This window comes from Streptacidiphilus sp. P02-A3a (assembly GCF_014084105.1).
Taxonomy (GTDB): domain Bacteria; phylum Actinomycetota; class Actinomycetes; order Streptomycetales; family Streptomycetaceae; genus Streptacidiphilus.
This window is the reverse complement of the sequence record NZ_CP048289.1, coordinates 1910036-1928064: the sequence shown is the minus strand read 5'-3', so window position 1 is coordinate 1928064 and position 18029 is coordinate 1910036. Positions and strand designations below refer to the sequence as shown.

Here is an 18029-nt window from a genome sequence, read left to right as displayed (position 1 = left end):
GGGTTCGCCTCGTTCCCCTCGCCCCCTTCCGCGGCGACCCGCACAGTGGAGGCCATGGACCTCGACTCGCTGCGCCGGGAGACCCCCGGCTGCGCGAACCGCGTCCACCTCGACAACGCGGGTGCCGGACTGCTCTCGCGCCGGACGCTGGCGGCGATGACCGACCACCTGGCGCTGGAGGCGGCCATCGGCGGCTACCAGGCCGCCGACCGGGCCGCCGAGCGGCTGGCCGAGACCTACGTCCGGCTGGCCGCGCTACTGGGCGGCCGGGCCGAGGAGGTGGCGCTGTTCGACAACGGCACCCACGCCTGGAACGCCGCCTTCCACGCGCTCCGCTTCCGGCCCGGCGACCGGATCCTGACCGGCCGCTCCGAGTACGCCAGCAACCTGCTCAGCTACCTCCAGGCCGCCCAGCGCTTCGGGGTCGAGGTGGTCGTCGTGCCCGACGACCCCAGCGGCCGGCTCGACACCGCCGCCCTGGCCGCGCTGATCGACGAGCGCACCCGGCTGGTCGGCGTCAGCCACGTGCCCACCAGCGGCGGCCTGGTCAACCCGGCCGCCGAGATCGGCCGGATCACCCGGGCCGCGGGCGTGCCGTTCCTGCTGGACGCCACCCAGTCGGTGGGGCAGTTCCCGGTGGACGTGGCCGGGATCGGCTGCGACCTGCTCACCGGTACCGGCCGCAAGTTCCTGCGCGGCCCGCGCGGCACCGGGTTCCTCTGGGTCCGCGACGCCGCCCTGGCGTACCTCGACCCGGCCGTCGTCGACCTGCACGCCGCCACCCGCGACGGCGCCCGAGGCTTCACCTGGCAGCCCGGCGCCCGCCGCTTCGAGAGCTGGGAGCGGAGCTGCGGCAACGTCCTGGGCCTGCACGCCGCCGTCTCCCAGGCGCTCGACCTCGGCCTGGACCGGATCGGCGCCCGCGCCACCCACCTCGGCCGGTACCTGCGCGACCGGCTGGCCGCGCTGCCCGGGGTGACCACGCACGACCGGGGCCGGGTCCAGTGCGCCATCGTGACCGCCACCGTCGCCGGTCTGTCCGCCGCGGCGGTCGCCGACGCGCTGACCGGCCAGGGCATCAACGTCCGGGTCACCACCCCGGCGAACCCGGACTTCGACGCGGAGCCGGACTTCGACGCGGAGCCGGGCGCGCTCGGGCCGATGGTCCGGCTCTCCCCCCACTACTACAACACCGAGGCCGAACTCGACCGCGCGGTGGCCGCCGTCGCCCGGCTCACCCGGCGCTGAGGCCGGGTCAGGACCCCCCGACGGCCACCGCGACGCCGACCAGCAGCAGGAGCAGGCCGCAGGTCATGAACGCCCAGCCGCAGTACATGAGGACCCGTCGGCGGGCCGGGGACAGCCCGGTCGGTCGCCGTCAGCCCGTCACACCGACGGGGGCGGCCAGGCCGCCCTCGCGCACCTTGTACTTCGCTCCCACCCAGGCCCGCAACTGCTGCGAGAGGGCGGCGCGTTCCTCGGCGGCGACGGCCGAGGCGGGGATGAACGTGACCCCGCGCGGCCGCTGCTGGATGACCCAGCCCTGCTGCCGCTCGTTCACGGTGGCCACGTCCGCCCAGCCCAACTCCTGCACTCCGGCCCCGGTGCTGATCCGCACGCCCGCCTCCGACAGCTCCAGCGTGGTGGGCCCGGCGAGCCGCGGCGCGATCAGGGCGACGCCCTTGTCCGCCATCCCCCGGACCCAGTTGGCGAACAATCCGGTGCGCGTGTACCGCAGCGCGTCCTGGACCTGATCTGTCGTCAGATCGAAACTGACGGTAACCCCCACGACGAATTCCCTCCACCAAGGCGAGCGTCGGAAACGCCCACGAGCGAGGGGGAGAGTACCAGCCCGGGAGCCACGGCTCACAGGGACTGTTGTCCCTGCTCAACGGGCGGCGGAGCTCCCGCGTGAGCTCCCGCGGGGGTGTCCTCGACCTGCCACCAGGCCTCGTGCGCGAGCAGGTCGGGCAGCGGCACCGGACCGTAGTCGTCCTGGAGGGACGGGTACTCGGTGCGGTACCGCCGGATCGCCTCGCCCTTGCGGTCGGCCGCCGCGCCGTCCAGGCGCACCAGGTGCGGTGTCAGCCGGTGCCCGGCGTGGGCCCGGATGCCCTGGCGGAGCAGCGCGTCGGCGTCCGGGTTCGGCGGGCCGCCCAGTTGGCCGGGCAGTCCGTGGCGCAGGTAGTAGGGGCTGTCGGCCCACAGCCGCACCCGGTGGCCCGAGGCCGCGAGCCGCAGCGCGGCCCCGGCCACCGCGAGGTGGTCCGGATGGCCCCCGACGCCCAGGGGGGCGTAGACCAGGCAGGGCCGGGGGTGGACGCGGACGAGCGCGGAGACCGCCTCGACGACCGCCGCCACCCGGGCCTCGGGGTCGACCAGTTCACGGACGACGGCGAGGAACCGCCCGGGTTCCCGGTCGAGCAGGGCGCGTTGCTCCGGGTCTCCGGCCAGGACGTACTGGATGTCCAGCAGGTCGAGGTGGTGGGGTTCCAGGTCCGCGAGGGCGAGGGCCGCGCGGTCCTCGGTGCGGCGTCGGCGCATCCAGTCGGCCGACTCGACCGCGCCGTGGTCGCGGTCGAGTCCGGTGACGAACCCGGGGTCGGGTATCCCGGCGAACACGGTGGCCACGGTGACCTCCCGGTCCGCCGCGAGCACGTGCCACAGACCGAGTACCGCGTCGTCCAGGTGCGGGGAGAGCACCACGACGGAGGCCGCTCCCCCATCTTCGAAACGGCTGTCCTCGAAACGGCTGTCCTCGAAACGGCCCATCATCGTCCTCGGGGCTGGGCGGCGGGTTGCGGTGCGAGGTTGTCCCCGGGTTCGTCCGGGGCGGCGTCGGCGTCGGCGTCGGGTGACGGCATCCGCAGCGCGCTGAGGCTGACCGCGGCGGACACCAGCGCCAGGCAGGCGATGGCGGTGCGCAGCGTGGTCAGCGCCGCGAGCTGGCCCACGATCGCCGGTCCCAGGACCAGACCGGCGTAGCCGATGGTCGCGGCCAGGCCGACCGTCGCTCCGTGCCGTCCGGGCGGGGCCCGGTGTCCGGCCAGGCCGTAGATCGTGGGCGCGGCCACGGGCCCGGTGGAGGTGCGGCACGCGGGGTCGGCCCTGGCCCTCGGCGGGCGCCGCCAGCGCGCCGTACTGAGCGCGCTGGCGCTGCGGGCCAACGAGGTGGTCAGCATCGACCACTTGAGCGCCTCGGTCTGGATCGACTCACCGGCGTCCCCCGCCTCCAACCTCAGAACCTACGTGGCCGGGCTGCGCCGCCTGCTGCCACCCGGGGAGGAGCGGCGACCCCGCCTGGTCACCCATCCCGGCGCCTACCAACTCATACTGGAGAGATGCGAGTTGGACCTCACCCTGTTCGAGGAGGAGGTGGCCCTGGGCACCCGGGCCCGGGAGCGTTCCGAGGTCGCCGCGGCGGCCCGGCACTTCTCCCTGGCGCTCGGCCTCTGGCGCGGGTACCCGCTGGAGGACGTGACCGGCGGCCCGGCGCTGCAGTCGGCGGTCGCGCACCTGGAGGAGCGGCGGCTGGCGGTCGCCGAACAGCACCTGCAGGTGCTCGCCGCGCTCGGCGAGCACGAACGGGTCATCGACGAGCTCCGCCCCCTGGTCGTCCGGCACCCGCTGCGGGAACGGCTCCAGGCGCGGCTGATGAACTCGCTGCACCGGGCCGGGCGGCAGGCCGAGGCGCTGGACGTCTACGCGGCGGTGCGCCGACTCCTCGTCAGTGAACTCGGCGTGGAGCCGGGGCCCGACCTGCGGCAGGTCCACCGGATGATCCTGGCGAACGCCCAGGACACCTGGGACACCCCGGCCGTTCCCCACCACCCCTCGGCGACCCGGTGGCGCGAGCCCCGCGGCCGCCGGTCGAGCCGCGACCGGCGGCGGTCCCGCACCGGACCCGCGGCGTCTCGTTCCTCCCGTCCTACCAACTGCCCTCGGCCGTCGTCGACTTCATCGGCCGGGAGAAGGAAGTCCGGCAGCTGCGGCAGGCCTTCGAGAGCGCACGCAGCAGGTCGGCCATGCCGATCGTGGTACTCAGCGGTATCCCCGGCGCGGGAAAGACCACCTTGGCCCTTCACCTGGCCCACCAGCTCCGGGCCCGCTACCCGGACGGGCAGCTGTACGTGGAACTGGGCGGCAGTTCCGCCGAGCCGCTCGACCCGCGCCAGGCCCTGGGTGAACTCCTGCTGTCCGTCGGGGTACCGGCGGCCTCGATCCCGCCGTCGACGAACGCCCGCAGCGTCCTGTTCCGCTCGCTGCTGGCCGACCGCAGGGTGCTGCTGGTCGCGGACGACGCGGCCGACGCGGCCCAGCTGCGGCCACTGCTGCCCGGCGGCGAGGGCTGCGCGGTGATCGTGACCGGCGGCCCGCAGCTCGCGGAGCTCACCGGAACCCACCTGTCGGTCGGCACCCTGGCCCACGACGAGGGCCTGGCGATGCTGCGCGGCATCATCGGCGACGACCGCTTCGACGCCGAGCCGGAGGCGGCCGACCGCATCGTCCTGGCGTGCGGACTGCTGCCGCTGGCCCTGCGGATCGCCGGGGCGCGACTCTCCTCCCGCCCCGGCGGCTCGCTGGAGCGCCTGGCCACGCTGCTGGTCGACGAGCGGCACCGGCTGGACGAACTGTCCATCGGCGACCTCGCCGTGCGCGCCGGTGTCGGGCTCAGCTACTCCCAGCTGAGCGCCCTGGACCAGCGCGCCTTCCGCTTCCTCGCGCTGCTGGGCCAGCACGACGTGTCGGACTGGACCGTCGCCGCGCTGCTCGGCGAACCCGAGGCGAGCGAGGTCACCGGCAGGCTGACCGATGCCAGCCTGCTCACCCCGGTCTGCACGGACAGCGGCCTGCAACTGCGCTTCCACATGCACAGCCTGTTGCGCTCCTACGCCCTGGAGCAGCTCCAGCGGGATCCGGAGGACGTGAAGAAGGCAGCCATCGAGCGAGCCGTGGCGGGCTGGATCGAGCTCTCCCGGCTGGCGGACCAGCAGATGGCCCGGCCCGGCGGTCTGCGGCCGCGGCAGCAGGCGGCGGCCCGCTCGCCGATCGAGCCGGAGCTGGCCCTGCGCCTGACCGCGGACCCGCTGGTCTGGTACTCGAACGAGCGCGCCAACCTGCTGGCCGTCACCGAACACGCCTGCCGGATCGGGATGTACCGGCAGGCCGCTCAACTCGCCTCGTACCAGGCCTCGTTCCAGTACCACTACGACCATGCCCGGGACGCCGCGCACCTGTGGGGCATCATCATCCGGTCCGCCGACCGCGCGCAGGACATCGAGACCGCCGAATGGGGGATGCAGCACCTGCTGGTCTTCGCCGAGCGCCGTCCCCCGAGCTCGCTCTGCTGAGCGCGCACCGCCGAGCGCGCGCCGCCGAGCGCGCCCGGGTGTGGCGGTTCAGTCGAAGGCGGCCCGGTTGGCGGCCAGGAAGTCGGCGAAGCTGCGCGGATCGCGACCGGTCAGGTTGCGGACCTCGTCGGTCGTCGCCGCCAGCGAGCCGTCGCCGACCTCGGTCCACAGGGCGGCGACGTCGGCGGCGAACCGGGCGGGCAGGCCCTGCGCGGTGAGTCGGGCCGCCATCTCCTCGCCGCCCAGCCCGACGACCCCGACCGGCCGGTCGACGGCGCGGGAGAGCTGCCCGGCGATCTCCGCCATGGTGAGGGCGGCCGGTCCGGTCAGCACGAACGTCTCGCCCGCGCCCAGGGGCCGGGTCAGCAGGACCGCCGCGCAGGCGGCGATGTCCTGGCAGTCGACGTACGAGACGGGCGAGTCGGTCGCCGGGGAGATGAGACTCCCCTCGGCGGTGAAGGTGCCTGCTCCGGTGGCGAAGTTCTGCATGAAGCCACTGGGCTGGAGCACGGCCCACTCGATACCGGAGGCCTTCAGGTACTGCTCGATCTCCCAGTGCGCGCCCTGCGCGAGCCTGCCGCCCCGGCGGGCCTGCCAGACCGAGACCTTGACGATCCGCCGGACGCCGGCGCGTCCGGCCGCGTCGATGGCGGCCCGCTGCTGGGCGATCATGGGTTGCGGCGCCCCGTCGCTGGTGGGGACCGCTCCCGCGCTGTTGAGCAGCAGGTGATCGACGCCGTCGAGCGCGGCGGCGAGCGAGCCGGGGTCGTCGAAGTCCCCGACGACGTAGCGGCAGCCGAGCGCCCGGCCCTTGTCGGCGTCGCGCACCAGGGCGGTGAACGGTGCCCCCAGGTCCCGCAGTTCGCGGACCAGATGCCTGCCGATGGATCCGGTGGCCCCGGTAACCAAGATCATGTGAATGCCTTCGGCTAAAGTTGAGGAGTCCTCGAAATAATAAGTCGAGGACTCCTCAACTTACAAGGGGCAGGTGGATGGGCAGCACGCCAACGCGCCGACCGCGAGCGGACGCGCAACGCAACCGCGAGTACCTCCTGGCGGCGGCCGACGCCGCGTTCCGGGAGCAGGGCACCGGGGCGTCACTGGAGGGGATCGCCCGCCGGGCCGGAGTCGCGATCGGCACCCTGTACGGCCACTTCCCGAACCGTCGGGCACTGGCGGCGGCCCTGCTGCGCGAGCGGCACGCGGCACTCTTCGAGCACGGCAGCGAACTGGCGGGACCGGCCTCGGGGGCGGACGCCCTGGCCGGCTGGATGGGCGCCGTGGCCGTGCACGCGGCGGCATACCGGGGGCTCGCGACGCTGCTGATGGAGAGCCTGGACGACGAGGCGTCGGAGCTGCACGAAGCCTGCGGACGGATGGACGGGATCACGCAGACCCTGCTCACCGCCGCCCGCGCGTCGGGCGCGGTCCGCGACGACGTCACGGCGGCGGACGTGCACGCGCTGATGAACGCCGCCGCCTGGATGCGCGAGCAGGTCACCGAGGAGCAGGCAGCGCACCTGCTGGACCTCCTGGTCAACGGCCTGCGCCCGACCCAGGCGCAGCCGACCGCCACCCCCGGTCGCTCAAGTCGGAGCTGAACGCGCCCGGGAACCCCACCCGCCGCCGACCGCACACGGACCACCCCCGCGTCGGCGGGGAGCACACTTCGTGACCTGCGGCCCTCAGGGCAGGGCGCGGAGGGCGGCCTCAATCTTCGCGGTGTCGAGTACGGCGTTGCCCAGCCTGGCAGTCGGGCCGATCCTCGTCAGTTCTCCGCTCGCCGAGACGGGCACGTCCGCCAGGTGGGCCCGGACAGCCATCAGGTAATCCGCAGCACGGAGAGTGAGACGCACGTCGAAAGGCGATCGCCCGTCGTCCACGCGAATCGTCACCGTGCCACCGCCATCGGCCCGTTCCAGGGAATGGACGATCCCGGAGACGATTTCCTCGGATGTGGCAGTACGACGAACGTCCAGCGCATCGGGAGGCGACACCCCGGCCACACGACGCAATGCGTAGTCGTCGTCGAAAGCCCGTTCGGCCGCGGCCTGGATCCGCCCAGGTTCGGCGGGAATCTCCGGTAGGTCGTCGAAACGGAAGGAGCACACGCTCAGCCCGGCCGTCGGCTCTGGCAATGCGGAGGCCCAGGTAAAGGAGAGGTCGATCTCTTCGAGTTCGTCGAACGACCGGAACCTGTCGAGCATTTCCACGACCAGTGCCGCGCGGCGGAGCTCTTCCGTTGTCCTGGCCCATCCGATTTCGGGCGACCCGGACCGCAGTTCGCCCGCCGTTTCAATGGCCTGGGCAAGAGCGGCCATCACCTTGCGGGCAAAGGGAGCCGACTCATCACGTTCGTGGCGACGATCGACGTCCTGATGCGTCGGGCTCGGCGACCGCTCCGACTCGTCCAGCAGGGCGGCGAAGGTGATGACGAAGCTTCCGCTCCGGGTGTGTCCGAGTCGGGCATGGTGCCGCATGAAGTCGGCCGCCTGCCTCGGCATCCGGCCGCCAGTGCGGCGAACACGGTGGGTGGCCGTCGCGATGGCGAAGTTCTTCAGCAGATTGTTGAACTCATGAATCACCTTCTCGCCTTCGGCGAGTGGCACCGTGTCACCCGCGGGCGTCCGGACAAGGCGGACGCTGAGGACATCCGTCATGGTGGAGCTGATCCGCCGGGAAAGATCCTCGGCGTCATATCCGTGGACTTGGGAGATGGAAATCAGAGCTTCACTGAAGCGGCGCTCAAAATCCACGTAGTCGATCGCAAAGGGAATCATCACCCGCGCTCGTTCCGCACTACCGGAAGCTGCGCGGCGGCTCCAGATCTCCTTCACCCCACTGGTGCGGCTCTCTGCTGTCCAGCCCTGTGCGGCGAGGAATCGTGTGACAGTCGTCGGCGTGAAAGTGGATGCCATCCTCCGGAAGCTGTCGAATTCTGCACCGTTCATCGCCCACCTCCTCCGTCGCCGATCTCCTTCATGAGTGCCCGAATGAATTCCGGGTCGAAGTGGTCGTCCCGGCTCAACCGCACGGTCACGGACTCCCGCCCGGGAGGCAGTTCGGCGTCCCAGTCGCGCGGGTCGGCCCACAGCATGATCCCCGGTGAGCGTAGCTCCTGACCATGCCGAACGGCCCACTCGGCCGGGCCGGTCCGCGAGGGCAGAATCAGCACGACGAGCAGCGCCCGTTCGTACCGCTTCGGATCGCTGAGCTTCCGGTACGTGGACGCGTCCAGCGTGAACGAGAAGTCGCCGTTCTTGAGCGGGCGCGCGACGCTCTCGCTGCTCGTCGCCTTGAGCTGGATGTCGAACCGCGGGCCGGAGTACCGCAGGAACTCCGCGTGGGAGACGACCGTGACATCCCAGCCGTCGTAGTCGACCCGCGGGTCGCTCAGCGAGCAGCCGGCCGCGCTCGCGACGAGCTCCAGCCGAGCCATGCTCACGCGCTCTTTGACGGCGGAGAGCGGGAGCCCGCAGTAGAACTGCTCCTCGCCGCCACCCGCCTCGCGCATACCCGCCGATTCACGATCGATCCGAGCGTCCCGCCGCCACAGCGGGCGGCGTCCCAGGGTCGGACCGAGGCACTGACGCTATCTCAGTTTAACCGCTTGTCCGACTGGCACCGACCGGCAGCAAGCCCGTACCAAGCCGAAGAACCCCCAAGCGGATCCGCGTCTACGGCACCACGCGGAAGGACGCGCCGGCCCAGCTGACCGAGAAGACCGCCACCAGCAACCGCGGCGTCCCCGCTCCATCCGCGCAGGGCAGCCTCGCGTCGTTCCTCACCCACTGGCTGGAGACCGTCGCCGTCCACCGGCACCGCGAGAACACCCACACCCGCTACACCGCCCTCGTCCGCCTCTACCTGCTCCGCGGGCTGGGCAAGAAGAAGCTCGCCAAACTCACCGCCAAGGACGTCCGCACCTGGCCCGACCACCTCCGCACGACCTGCCAGTGCTGCACACGCGGCCTCGATACCGCCCGCGCCCAGCCCCAGTGCTGCACGGCCGGGAACTGCTGCCGTAAGCGGCTCTCACCGCTCACGCTCGCCTACGTCCACTCCGTCCTCAAGTCCGCCCTAGAACACGCCGTCCGAGAGGTAGAGATCCCGCGCAACGTGGCCCGCAACGTCCGCATAGGCACACCCCGCCCCCGTCGCTTCGAACCCCTCACCGCCGAGGAAGCCCGAGCGTTCCTCGCCGCCACAGACGGGCACCGGCTGAGCGCGCTGTTCGAACTCGCCCTGCGCACCGGGCTCCGCAAGGGCGAACTCCTCGGCCTGCGCTGGGAAGACCTCGACCTGGCCGGCGCAACTGCCAGCATCCGCCGCACCCTCCAACGCACCAACAGCGGCGGCCTGACCGCGCTGCCCACCAAGGCCCAGAGCTCGGAACGACGTATCGCCCTGCCCACCGAGTGCCCGCACTCCCTCGCACAGCACCGCGACCAGCAGCGCCAGGAACGAGAAGCGGCGGGCACCGGCTGGAAGGCGAGGGCTACGTCTTCACCCGGCCCGACGGCTCCCCGATCGAGGGAGCCACCCTCACCCGACACTTCAACACCCTGCTCCATCGTGCCACGCTCCGCCGCATCCGCTTCCACGACCTCCGGCACTCGGCGGCGACCCTCCTCCTGGAGCAGGGCGTCGAACTCGTCGTCATCAAGGAACTGTTGGGCCATGCCCACATCGGGGTGACCGCGACGGTGTATGCCCACGTCCGCCTCCGCCTCCAACGCGACGCCATCGACCTCCTCAGCAACGCCCTCCGCAACCCCGCCCAGCCCGCCACTCGGCCCGACGACGGCGACGAACCACCGCTTTGTGCGGCACCCGTCCGCTGACGTTGCCGTCAACTACTGCCGTCAACCACCACTGAGGCCCCACCGGAAGTATCTTCCGACGGGGCCTCAACGTATCTCTGGGATTCTCAAAAACTCAGTCAGAGATCCCTGATGGCGCCGCCGATTGCAGCTTCCACATCTTTACCGGACAGCATTGAATCAATGGCCACTACCAGCAGGGTTGACGCACCACTGAATGCCCGAGAACTGGAATCGGCCTCACTATATGCTGCCCGGTCTACGGTCAGCCGCCCAGATGGCAGAGATACTCGATCCACGCCGGCACGGAGTCCCCCTAGTACAGCACCCAGAAAATCACTGGGCAGTCCGGTAACCAAAGGGGGCCCAAGTTCACTCGGCACACCAGCTTCCCGACCAGTGCCCAAATGAGCGTCTTCATAGAAGACTTCCATGGAAGACGGACCGGCCTGCCGCGCCTCAAAGCAGCCCCCGACAAGAGCACGCGACCTCATACCTCCAAGCCGACGCAGCACTTCGATCGAAACACAGACTTCCGGCCTGGTCAGCAGGTGGAAAGAGGCCGAATACTCTTCCATCTGGAGCCGCGAACCGCTGCTGCCAGCAGCCCCTCTACCCAGTTCGACAGCAATCCGAACCGCTGCCTTCTCGATGATCACCTTGGCGTCATTCCCCAGGCTCGACGCCAGTTGTTATTGAATTCCTCGGGGAATTGATCAATTACCTCTGGCGTATAGTTTTTGAATAGAGGATGAGTCTGGAGCGACAATTCATGCGCCGCCTCAGAGTCCATCCCTCCATCCATGAGGCCCTTCTCGGTCAATTCGTGGGTCATGAAGTTTGTCTGCCCCTCCGAAAGCTCGGCGCCATTCTCCATGGTGTCCTTGATCCCGGAAATCATTGCATGATTTGGTCCCCAGTCCTCGAATACGCGCTCGCCATTTTCATCAACTCGGTCCAGGTGACTAGCAACGTCTTGCAGGTCTTGCGGGGTGAACCCATTGCAATTATGCACCAAGATCGGCGTCGCACCAGCGAGTACATAGTACGTGTGGAGTTGCTGGATGGTCAGGTTCCAGCGGTTCGCCGCTCCGGGGGTGACCTTGGTGGTGACGACGGTGGGGTGCTGGCCGCTGGTGCTGGCGAGTTTGTCGTGGGGCCTGAGGTGGTCGGCTCGGGTCCAGGTGTGGGTGGTGTCGTCCCAGAAGGGGTGGTTCGCGGTGGTGTGGATGACCGAGGCGGGGCCATGGCCGTTGTTGACGGTGAGGTCGAGTAGATCGGTGTCGTGGTTGATCCAGATGTGCTGGACGGTCCGGCCGCCCTTGTCCTTGCCGGTAGTGGGGTCGGCCGCTTCGACCTTGTCGCCCACCTTCAGCTGGCTGATGGCCTCGGTCGTGCCGTCCGCCATCAGCACCAATGTGGTGGGAGCGAAGCTGCACGTCGTCCCATCACCGCCACCTGCCTCAAAACTGCCTGCTCCGGCGACCTCGGCGATGACACCGGCACCAGCGGCGACACCGGTGAGGCCGGCCCCTGCGGCGACTGTGCTGAGCCCTGCTGCGCTGCCGGCGATACTGGCCATCATGGCCGAACCAGTAACCCCAAGGGACTCAGTTGCGGCCATGCCCGCGGCTATGACGACCTCGGGGGCGAAGATTACGAGAGCGACGACAGCCGCAGCGACCAGGAGAAGCGTCAGCTCTTCCTCAAGTTGGGCGGAATGGACTTCCGCCTGGCAGACGAGGTTGTACCAGGAGCAGTGGCGGTGGGCTGCGGATGCCTCGGCTGCTGCCTTGGCTTCGGCTGCTGCCCTGGCTTTGTCTTCGGCCAGTTGCTGCGCTTCGGCCTGGGCCTCGGCTGCGGCGTATGCCGCATCGGTTGCCTGATTCGCGAGGACCTCAGCCTCGTGCTGCTGGGGTGTTGCGTTGGTGTGAACCTGGGCCACTTCCACGACGGCCTGTTGGCCGCTCTGGATCCATTCCATTTGGCAGGCAGCGTCGCAGCCGTCTGGACCGGGGTTGTAGACGTGCAGGCCGGTGGGGTCGCTGCTGCTGGTGGGATTGCCGGCCGCGTAGGTGTAGCCGTTGAACTGCTGGGGGTCGCTGCCCAGGACCGGATCGAGGCTGATGAAGCGGCCAAGGGTGGTGTCGTACTCGCGGGCACCGATGGTGGTGAGCTGGTCGGCGTTGTCCTGGGGTTTGTTGAGGTAGCCGTTGGGGTCCAGCCAGCTACTGCCGGGGCTGGCGCCGCGTGGGGCGCCGTAGGGGGTGTACTGCTGCCAGGAGGGGTTCTTGGTGGTGCTGTCCAGGCTGAGGGTGGCCGTGCTGTTCTGGTCGGACAGGACGAAGCTGTAGTTCGAGTTGGTCAGGACTGCCTGGCCGCCACCGGGCAGTGCGTAGGAGCGTACGTTGTTGAGGGAGTTCGTGCTGGTGATGTAGGTGACCTGCTGGTCGGGCAGGAACAGGGTGGTGATGTTGGGGTCGGTGCGCTCGATGACATTGCCGTCACCGTCGTAGTAGTAACTACTGGTGCTGGTGCCAGTGGTGGCGGTGTCCAACTGACCCTCGTCGTTCCAGGTGAGGGACTGCGTGCCGCTCGGGGTGGTACGGGTGGTGGTCTGGCCCAGGCCGTTGTAGCAGTAGCTGCTGGTGGAGCTGCTACCACCGGTGGTTACTGCGTTGGCCAGGGTGTGGGCACCGCTGCTCGTGGCGCTGCAGCTGGGGTCGCTGCCGCCGTAGGTGTAGTTGATGGCGGTGTCGGTGCCACCGGTCAGCGAGTGCTGGGTCTGGGTCTTGGGCTGCCCGATGGAGTCGAAGCTCCAGTTGGTCCAGTAGGCGCTTCCGGCGATGCCGTCACCGACGGTGGTAGCGGTGGGCTGGGTCGCGCAGCTGCTGGCGGTGGCAGCGGTGGTCCATGCCTGGGTGAGCCGGTCCAGGGCGTCGTAGTCGTAGCACTGGGTTTCGGTGGCGGAGCCGTTGCGGACGTCGGTCTCGGAGGTGATGTTGCCGGACGGGTCGTAGCCGTAACCGGTGTCGTCCATCGGCGTGCTGGAGACGGCGGTGTTGACGACGTTCTGGTCGGTCAGCGCCCCGGTGTGCGGGTCGTAGGTGTCCGAGACAGTGGCCTTGTTGGTGGCCGATCCGATGATCTCCTGGGCGACCTGTCCCAGTCCGGAGTAGGACGTTCCTTGGGTGTAGCCGTTGGTTCCACCCAGGGTGCAGGGCTCGTCCAGACCGCTGTAGGCGCAGTAGCCGGTGGTCAGCACCTCGGCCGGCATACCACCCGCCGCCGGGACCAAGGTGCTCTTGGGCAGACCCACGACGCTGCTGTAGGTGTGCTGGTAGGCATAGTTTCCGGACAGGCCACCGGTGCCGGGAACGGTGTAGGTCTCCCCGGTGGACTCACCGAAGACGTTGAAGCCCTTTTCCTGCGTGGTGAAGGTTCCGGCGGGTGTGTAGGAGTACTCAGTGGTGACGTGCCCGATCGGGTCGGTCACACCGGTAACGCCGTTGCTGTTGTCGTACACCCACGAGGCGACCTCGTTGGTGCTGGACTGGTTCGCAGTGGTGGCGTCGTACTCGGCCGTCTTCCGACTGAGCGCGTCGTAGGTGTACGAGAGCGTGTGCCCAGCGGAGTCGGTGCCCTGGAGCATGTTGCCCTGGGGGTCGTACTCGGTCGGGGCCGCGCTGGTACCGGCGTCGGGGTCGGTGGTGGTGGTCGCCTGACCCAGGAAGTCGTAGTTCGTGGTCCACGTGTCCCCGTTGGCGTCGGTTGTCTGCCAGGCGCGGCCTTGGGGGTTGAAGGTGTACTTGGTGGCCTGAGTGCTGCCGCCGGTGATGGCCTCGGTGGTGAAGCCGCCGGTGGTGCTGGTGGTGACGGTCGGCGCGACGGAGTACTGGTCGAGTTCGGTGGTGCGGCCCAGCGCGTCGACCTGGGTGGCGCTGGCGGTGCCGCCGCTGGGTGGGACCGTGATGGTGCTGCTGCCGAGGTACTGGGTATAGGCGGTCTGCTTGACGACTGAGTCGTCGAGGGAGGTGACCACGGTCGGGTTGCCGAGACCGTCGAAGGAGGTCAGCGTCTGCTGGGCCGACTTGTTGTCCGGAACGGTGACCAGCGTTCCGTTGGGACTGGAGGTGGTGTCCCAGTAGTCGCTGTTGGTCTTGTAGGTCCAACCGTGGGAGTCGTAGAAGGTGTCACTGATGATTCGGCCCGCAGTCGTGGACACGGCCTCGGCTTGGGTCTGCCGAACCCGCATGAGTGCGTCGTACAGGGTGGTGGAGATCGAGTAGCCGGACTCGTCGTTCAGGGTCTCAGTGGTCACCACCACTGGGGCGTTGGTGGCGGCCGCCGGGTAGCTGTAGCTGTACAGCTCGTTGGCCGGGGACGTGGTGGGACGTGAATCCTCCCAAACCGCGGTGCTGCGGCCCAGGCCGTCGTAGTGGACGGTGCTGACTACCCCGTTGGCGTCGGTCGAGGTCAGTGTCAGGTCCCGCTCGGGGTCCAGGGTGGCGCTGGTGATCTGGCCGAGCGCATTGGTGGCCTGGACCTTGGTGGTGGTCAGGTACGCGGTGTCGGTGAAGACGGTGCTGGTCTTGTTGCCGTCGGCATCGTAGGCGACAACCGGTCGGCCGTAGCTGTCGTAGGTGGTGGCGGTGGCCGTCTGGTAGGTGAACGCGGAGCCGTTGTACCCGTTGGCGTCCTGGACCACAGAGACGTCGCCGAGGCTCGGCGTCGCCTGCGGCCAGGTGGGCGAGGCGGGCTGCGGCCAGGTGGTGGCCATGGTCGGGTTGTCGTAGAACGTCCGCGTGTCGGAGATGACGTCGGTGGACTTGTTCAGCGACGACGGCGTGGTGAGCGCGTTGGTCTGCGCGGCGGTGGGCGCGCTCGCCCCGGCCGGGGAGGTTCCACCGCAGGGCTTGTCGTCCGTCTCGGTCTCCGAGACCAGGTCCACGAGGTTCAGGCTGACGTTGGCGGGCGCATAGCTGGTCTGGGTACAGGTCTCCTGTGTGCTGGAGGGGCCGGCCAGGGACAGGTCGCCGTGGCTGTAGCTGAGCAGTACCAGGCCGAAGGTCGGCGAGGTGGTGGTCGTATCGAAGGCGACGTCGGTCTCGGTGGTGCGCCAGCCGGGTGAGCTGCCGGTGATCGCCTTGCGGCTCCAGGTCTCCACCTGCCCGACCGCGTTCGCGGTCACAGGTGGCAGTCCCGAGCGGGTCCGGGTGGCGGTGGCGGGTGAGACCCAGTAGGAGTTGATGGTGGAGCTGTCGACGGGGCCACCGTTGTAGGTGTAGGCGGCCGTCTCCAGGACGTCTCCGGCAAGTTGGTCACTGTCGGTGTGTGTACCGCCCTGCGAGTCCGTGAGGGTGACTGAGCGGTTCTGGGTGGAGGAGAGCCAGTCCCCGTCCATGCCCCGGTAGAACCACGACTCGGATTCGGTGACCGGGTCTGTGCCTTGCCCGGTCAGGGTCTGCACGTCGCCGTATCCGCGCCACTGGCCGTAGGTCCGGTACTTGGCCTGGACGAGCTCATTGTCGTCGTAGTGCCAGGCGGCCGGCCCTATGTACTTGTACTGGGTGAACAGGCCTGCTGATCCCCCGGAGGGGTCGGACTGGGAGACGGACTTGACGACATACTTGTTGAACCAGTCCAGGTAGGGGGTGCCCTTCGGGCTCCATTCCACCGGGAAGCAGGAGCTGGTGTTGGACGACGGGGTCAGCGAGGCGATGCTGGTGACCGTACAGGGGTCGACCAGCTCGTAGACGATGCTGATCACGCTGTTCGACTCGGTCGTGATGGAGGTGAGTCGGTACCGGTTCAACGGGCCCAGGGCGCTGCCCGCCCCAGCCGTGTAGTTGACGCGGTTCGCCATCATCTCGTAGCCGAACGACTCGCTCTGGGCCGGCGGGGACGTGCCTCCCGCGGCGGTGTCCTCACCGGTGCGGGTGATGGTGTCCAGTTGCAGCGTGGAGGTGTTGTACGTGCCGGTGGTCGGGATGCCCTCGGTGAGCGCGTAGTTGTCGACCGTGGTGTAGCTGGATCCGTTCCACTGCTCGGTGGCGATGCCCGTCAGCCGCACCGTGGAGAAGAATGCCGGGCCGTAGTTGCCACAGGTGGCTCCCTTGGCGCAGACCAGGTCGAGCGGGACATCCGGCCAGTTCGCGGCATCTCCGGAGTTCAGGGGATCGCAGGTCGTCGCTACACAGCGGTCGCCGGAGGTGAAGGCGATCCTGTCGGCGACGTTGCCGTAGGCGTTGGGGTTGGTGAACCCGTAGTCAATGTGGCTGAGTTCGCTGTCGCGGATGTAGGCGTAGCTGCTCGCGCCGTTCTTGGCACCGTCGTCACCGGCGTAGTAGTTGGTGTTCTGCGTGTAGTAGTAGTCCATGGCGTTGTCGTGGAGGTCCTTGACGTAGTCAAGGTGCCACCGGTAGGCCATGGTGCACTCGGACGAGGTGAACCCCGCCGAGCTGTAGCACGGGTCACCGACCTGCGAGGAGTACACCGGCTCGTAGTCGACGGAGTTGGTGGTGGGCTTGCCCGAGGACCAACCGGGCAGTTCGTTGAGTCCGAACTCGTACACCGTCCCCGATCGGTCGGTTACCGTCCAGTAGTCGGTGTTGTACGTGCCCGAGCCGTTGTTCGAGTTGTCGACCTGCGTGATGACGTCGCCGTTGTCATTGTTGGTGTGCCAGTGCCCTTTGGCATCCTGGATCAACGAGACCGAGGATCCGCCCAGCGACATGGTCACGATCGGCCCGTCGTAACACATGTCCCCCGTCTGCTCCGAGCTCGTCAGAGTCACCCCTTCGGGCTCGTCGGCGCACGTGACGAAGGACTGCTCGATGTACGAGTCGGCCATCGACCAACCATCACCGATCCAGGAGGACTGGGCCTGGGCCGAGGCGGTCTGCCCGTCCACGCTGCCCGAGTCGTACGACAGATCCACTGTGGGGACCATGGACGAAATCGCGGGCGGCATCGTGAGCGGATAGTTGTAGTCGAAGGACCCCGAGGAGCCGCCCGAGCTCCAACTGCCCGACGGCTTGAGCGAGGTCGCCCCGTACTGTCCACCCGCGCCGCCACCGTCGGGGGAGGCGGACGACGTCAGCGCGATCACCATCGCACCGCTACCGGAGGCTGAGCTGGTAGCGGATTCCTTGGGCACCGCACCGCCGGACAAGGCGTCCGACCGAGCAGCGGAGGTGGACGCAGCCATGGTCACATCGGCCGACACCGACTGGGTCGCCGCGTCGTTGCTGCTCGCCAGGGGCGACTGAGTCCGACATGCGGCCAGTTGCGGTGAGTTCAGCGCGCACGCGGGCAGTTCCACCAAGCGCAGGCGCTGCGCATAGTCGCCACCGTACGCCTGGGCGAACGTCGCGTAGTCGAAGCCGACACGTACCGGGCCCCGGCCGCCCCCGATCGGGGTCACTTGCGCCAGGATGCCGCTGACGCCGACAGACGTCGCCGCGCTGCGGGTGAGCACCTTCACCCCCAGCGACACCGGTCCGGTGTAGGCGCCGTGGGCATTGGGGAGCCGCTGGCCCCAGACCGGACTCTTCGCGGGACTCGTGGAGGCACGGGCCGTGGTCGTGCTCAGGGACACGCTCGCGGTTGACGCTCCAGGCCACTGTGTTGCTGTCGCCCGGTAGTTGGCTGTCCGCGTCGGCTGTGGGAGGTGACGTACCGGCACCGGGGTCACCGTCACCGGCGTCCCGAGATTGGCCTTGGGCGCCGTGATGGTCGGCTTGGCGAGCAGCGGCAGGGCTTGCGCCGCGTCGGCGACGCCCAACTGCACCAGCAATGCGCCGACGGTGGCCAGTGCCATCCATGCCCAGGCAGAGCCATGCCTGGCCCACCA

11 protein-coding genes and 2 pseudogenes are annotated in these 18029 nt (G+C 69.2%); 5 read left to right on the top strand and 8 right to left on the bottom strand.

The features are described 5' to 3' along the window. Positions 1-54: 54 nt before the first annotated feature. Positions 55-1248, top strand: a complete 1194-nt coding sequence (locus tag GXP74_RS08725) for an aminotransferase class V-fold PLP-dependent enzyme (RefSeq protein WP_182450822.1) — start codon at positions 55-57, stop codon at positions 1246-1248. Between the two features lie 130 nt (positions 1249-1378). On the opposite strand, the gene GXP74_RS08720 is transcribed toward GXP74_RS08725, so the two are convergent. The 3 genes from GXP74_RS08720 to GXP74_RS08710 all read right to left on the bottom strand — a co-directional run bounded on the left by GXP74_RS08720 (position 1379) and on the right by GXP74_RS08710 (position 3236). Next, on the bottom strand, positions 1379-1789 hold the full coding sequence (locus tag GXP74_RS08720) for a YcxB family protein (RefSeq protein ID WP_182450821.1): 411 nt from the start codon (positions 1787-1789) through the stop codon (positions 1379-1381). Between the two features lie 77 nt (positions 1790-1866). After that, positions 1867-2772: a PIG-L deacetylase family protein gene (locus GXP74_RS08715; protein ID WP_182450820.1), complete on the bottom strand. Its 906-nt coding sequence runs from the start codon at positions 2770-2772 to the stop codon at positions 1867-1869. Further along, positions 2772-3236 carry a hypothetical protein gene (locus GXP74_RS08710; RefSeq protein WP_225448765.1) on the bottom strand — a complete coding sequence of 155 codons (465 nt, stop codon included), beginning with the start codon at positions 3234-3236 and terminating at the stop codon, positions 2772-2774. Before GXP74_RS08710 ends, GXP74_RS08715 begins: the two co-directional genes overlap by 1 nt. Between GXP74_RS08710 and GXP74_RS42055 the strand changes: the two are divergent. After that, a pseudogene (locus GXP74_RS42055) lies at positions 3172-3726 on the top strand (BTAD domain-containing putative transcriptional regulator); the annotation flags it as partial. The gene GXP74_RS08710 and the pseudogene GXP74_RS42055 sit on opposite strands and share 65 nt — an antisense overlap. 119 nt (positions 3727-3845) lie before the next feature. After that, positions 3846-5351 carry an AAA family ATPase gene (locus tag GXP74_RS40145; RefSeq protein ID WP_225447794.1) on the top strand — a complete coding sequence of 502 codons (1506 nt, stop codon included), beginning with the start codon at positions 3846-3848 and terminating at the stop codon, positions 5349-5351. Positions 5352-5399: 48 nt separating this feature from the next. Here GXP74_RS40145 and GXP74_RS08700 read toward each other — a convergent pair whose 3' ends face one another. Beyond that, positions 5400-6266, bottom strand: a complete 867-nt coding sequence (locus GXP74_RS08700; RefSeq protein WP_182450817.1) for an SDR family oxidoreductase — start codon at positions 6264-6266, stop codon at positions 5400-5402. Between the two features lie 77 nt (positions 6267-6343). Between GXP74_RS08700 and GXP74_RS08695 the strand changes: the two genes are divergently transcribed. Next, entirely contained in the window at positions 6344-6952 is a 609-nt protein-coding gene (locus GXP74_RS08695) for a TetR/AcrR family transcriptional regulator (protein WP_182450816.1), read from the top strand. 84 nt (positions 6953-7036) lie between these two features. On the opposite strand, the gene GXP74_RS08690 is transcribed toward GXP74_RS08695, so the two are convergent. Both GXP74_RS08690 and GXP74_RS08685 read right to left on the bottom strand, forming a co-directional pair. Next, positions 7037-8302: a hypothetical protein gene (locus GXP74_RS08690; protein WP_182450815.1), complete on the bottom strand. Its 1266-nt coding sequence runs from the start codon at positions 8300-8302 to the stop codon at positions 7037-7039. Beyond that, positions 8299-8865 (bottom strand): DUF4365 domain-containing protein, encoded by a 567-nt coding sequence (locus GXP74_RS08685; protein WP_182450814.1) that lies wholly within the window; start codon positions 8863-8865, stop codon positions 8299-8301. Before GXP74_RS08685 ends, GXP74_RS08690 begins: the two co-directional genes overlap by 4 nt. Positions 8866-9008: 143 nt before the next feature. Here GXP74_RS08685 and GXP74_RS08680 point away from each other — a divergent pair. After that, positions 9009-10195, top strand: a pseudogene (locus GXP74_RS08680) (tyrosine-type recombinase/integrase); the annotation flags it as partial. Positions 10196-10293: 98 nt separating this feature from the next. Here GXP74_RS08680 and GXP74_RS08675 read toward each other — a convergent pair. Next, positions 10294-10833, bottom strand: a complete 540-nt coding sequence (locus GXP74_RS08675; RefSeq protein WP_182450813.1) for a hypothetical protein — start codon at positions 10831-10833, stop codon at positions 10294-10296. Further along, the gene (locus GXP74_RS08670; protein WP_182450812.1) at positions 10830-17996 is read right to left on the bottom strand and encodes a polymorphic toxin-type HINT domain-containing protein; all 7167 of its coding nucleotides are present in this window, start codon (positions 17994-17996) and stop codon (positions 10830-10832) included. The genes GXP74_RS08675 and GXP74_RS08670 overlap by 4 nt, the downstream gene beginning before the upstream one ends. Between the last annotated feature and the right edge of the window lie 33 nt (positions 17997-18029).

Excerpts from the sequence above, each read along its gene's own strand:
- GXP74_RS08685 (WP_182450814.1), bottom strand. The coding sequence starts at position 8,865 with ATGCGCGAGGCGGGTGGCGGCGAGGAGCAGTTCTACTGCGGGCTCCCG.
- GXP74_RS08715 (WP_182450820.1), bottom strand. The coding sequence starts at position 2,772 with ATGGGCCGTTTCGAGGACAGCCGTTTCGAGGACAGCCGTTTCGAAGAT.
- GXP74_RS08695 (WP_182450816.1), top strand. The coding sequence starts at position 6,344 with ATGGGCAGCACGCCAACGCGCCGACCGCGAGCGGACGCGCAACGCAAC.
- GXP74_RS08690 (WP_182450815.1), bottom strand. The coding sequence starts at position 8,302 with ATGAACGGTGCAGAATTCGACAGCTTCCGGAGGATGGCATCCACTTTC.
- GXP74_RS08700 (WP_182450817.1), bottom strand. The coding sequence starts at position 6,266 with ATGATCTTGGTTACCGGGGCCACCGGATCCATCGGCAGGCATCTGGTC.
- GXP74_RS08670 (WP_182450812.1), bottom strand. The coding sequence starts at position 17,996 with ATGGCACTGGCCACCGTCGGCGCATTGCTGGTGCAGTTGGGCGTCGCC.
- GXP74_RS08725 (WP_182450822.1), top strand. The coding sequence starts at position 55 with ATGGACCTCGACTCGCTGCGCCGGGAGACCCCCGGCTGCGCGAACCGC.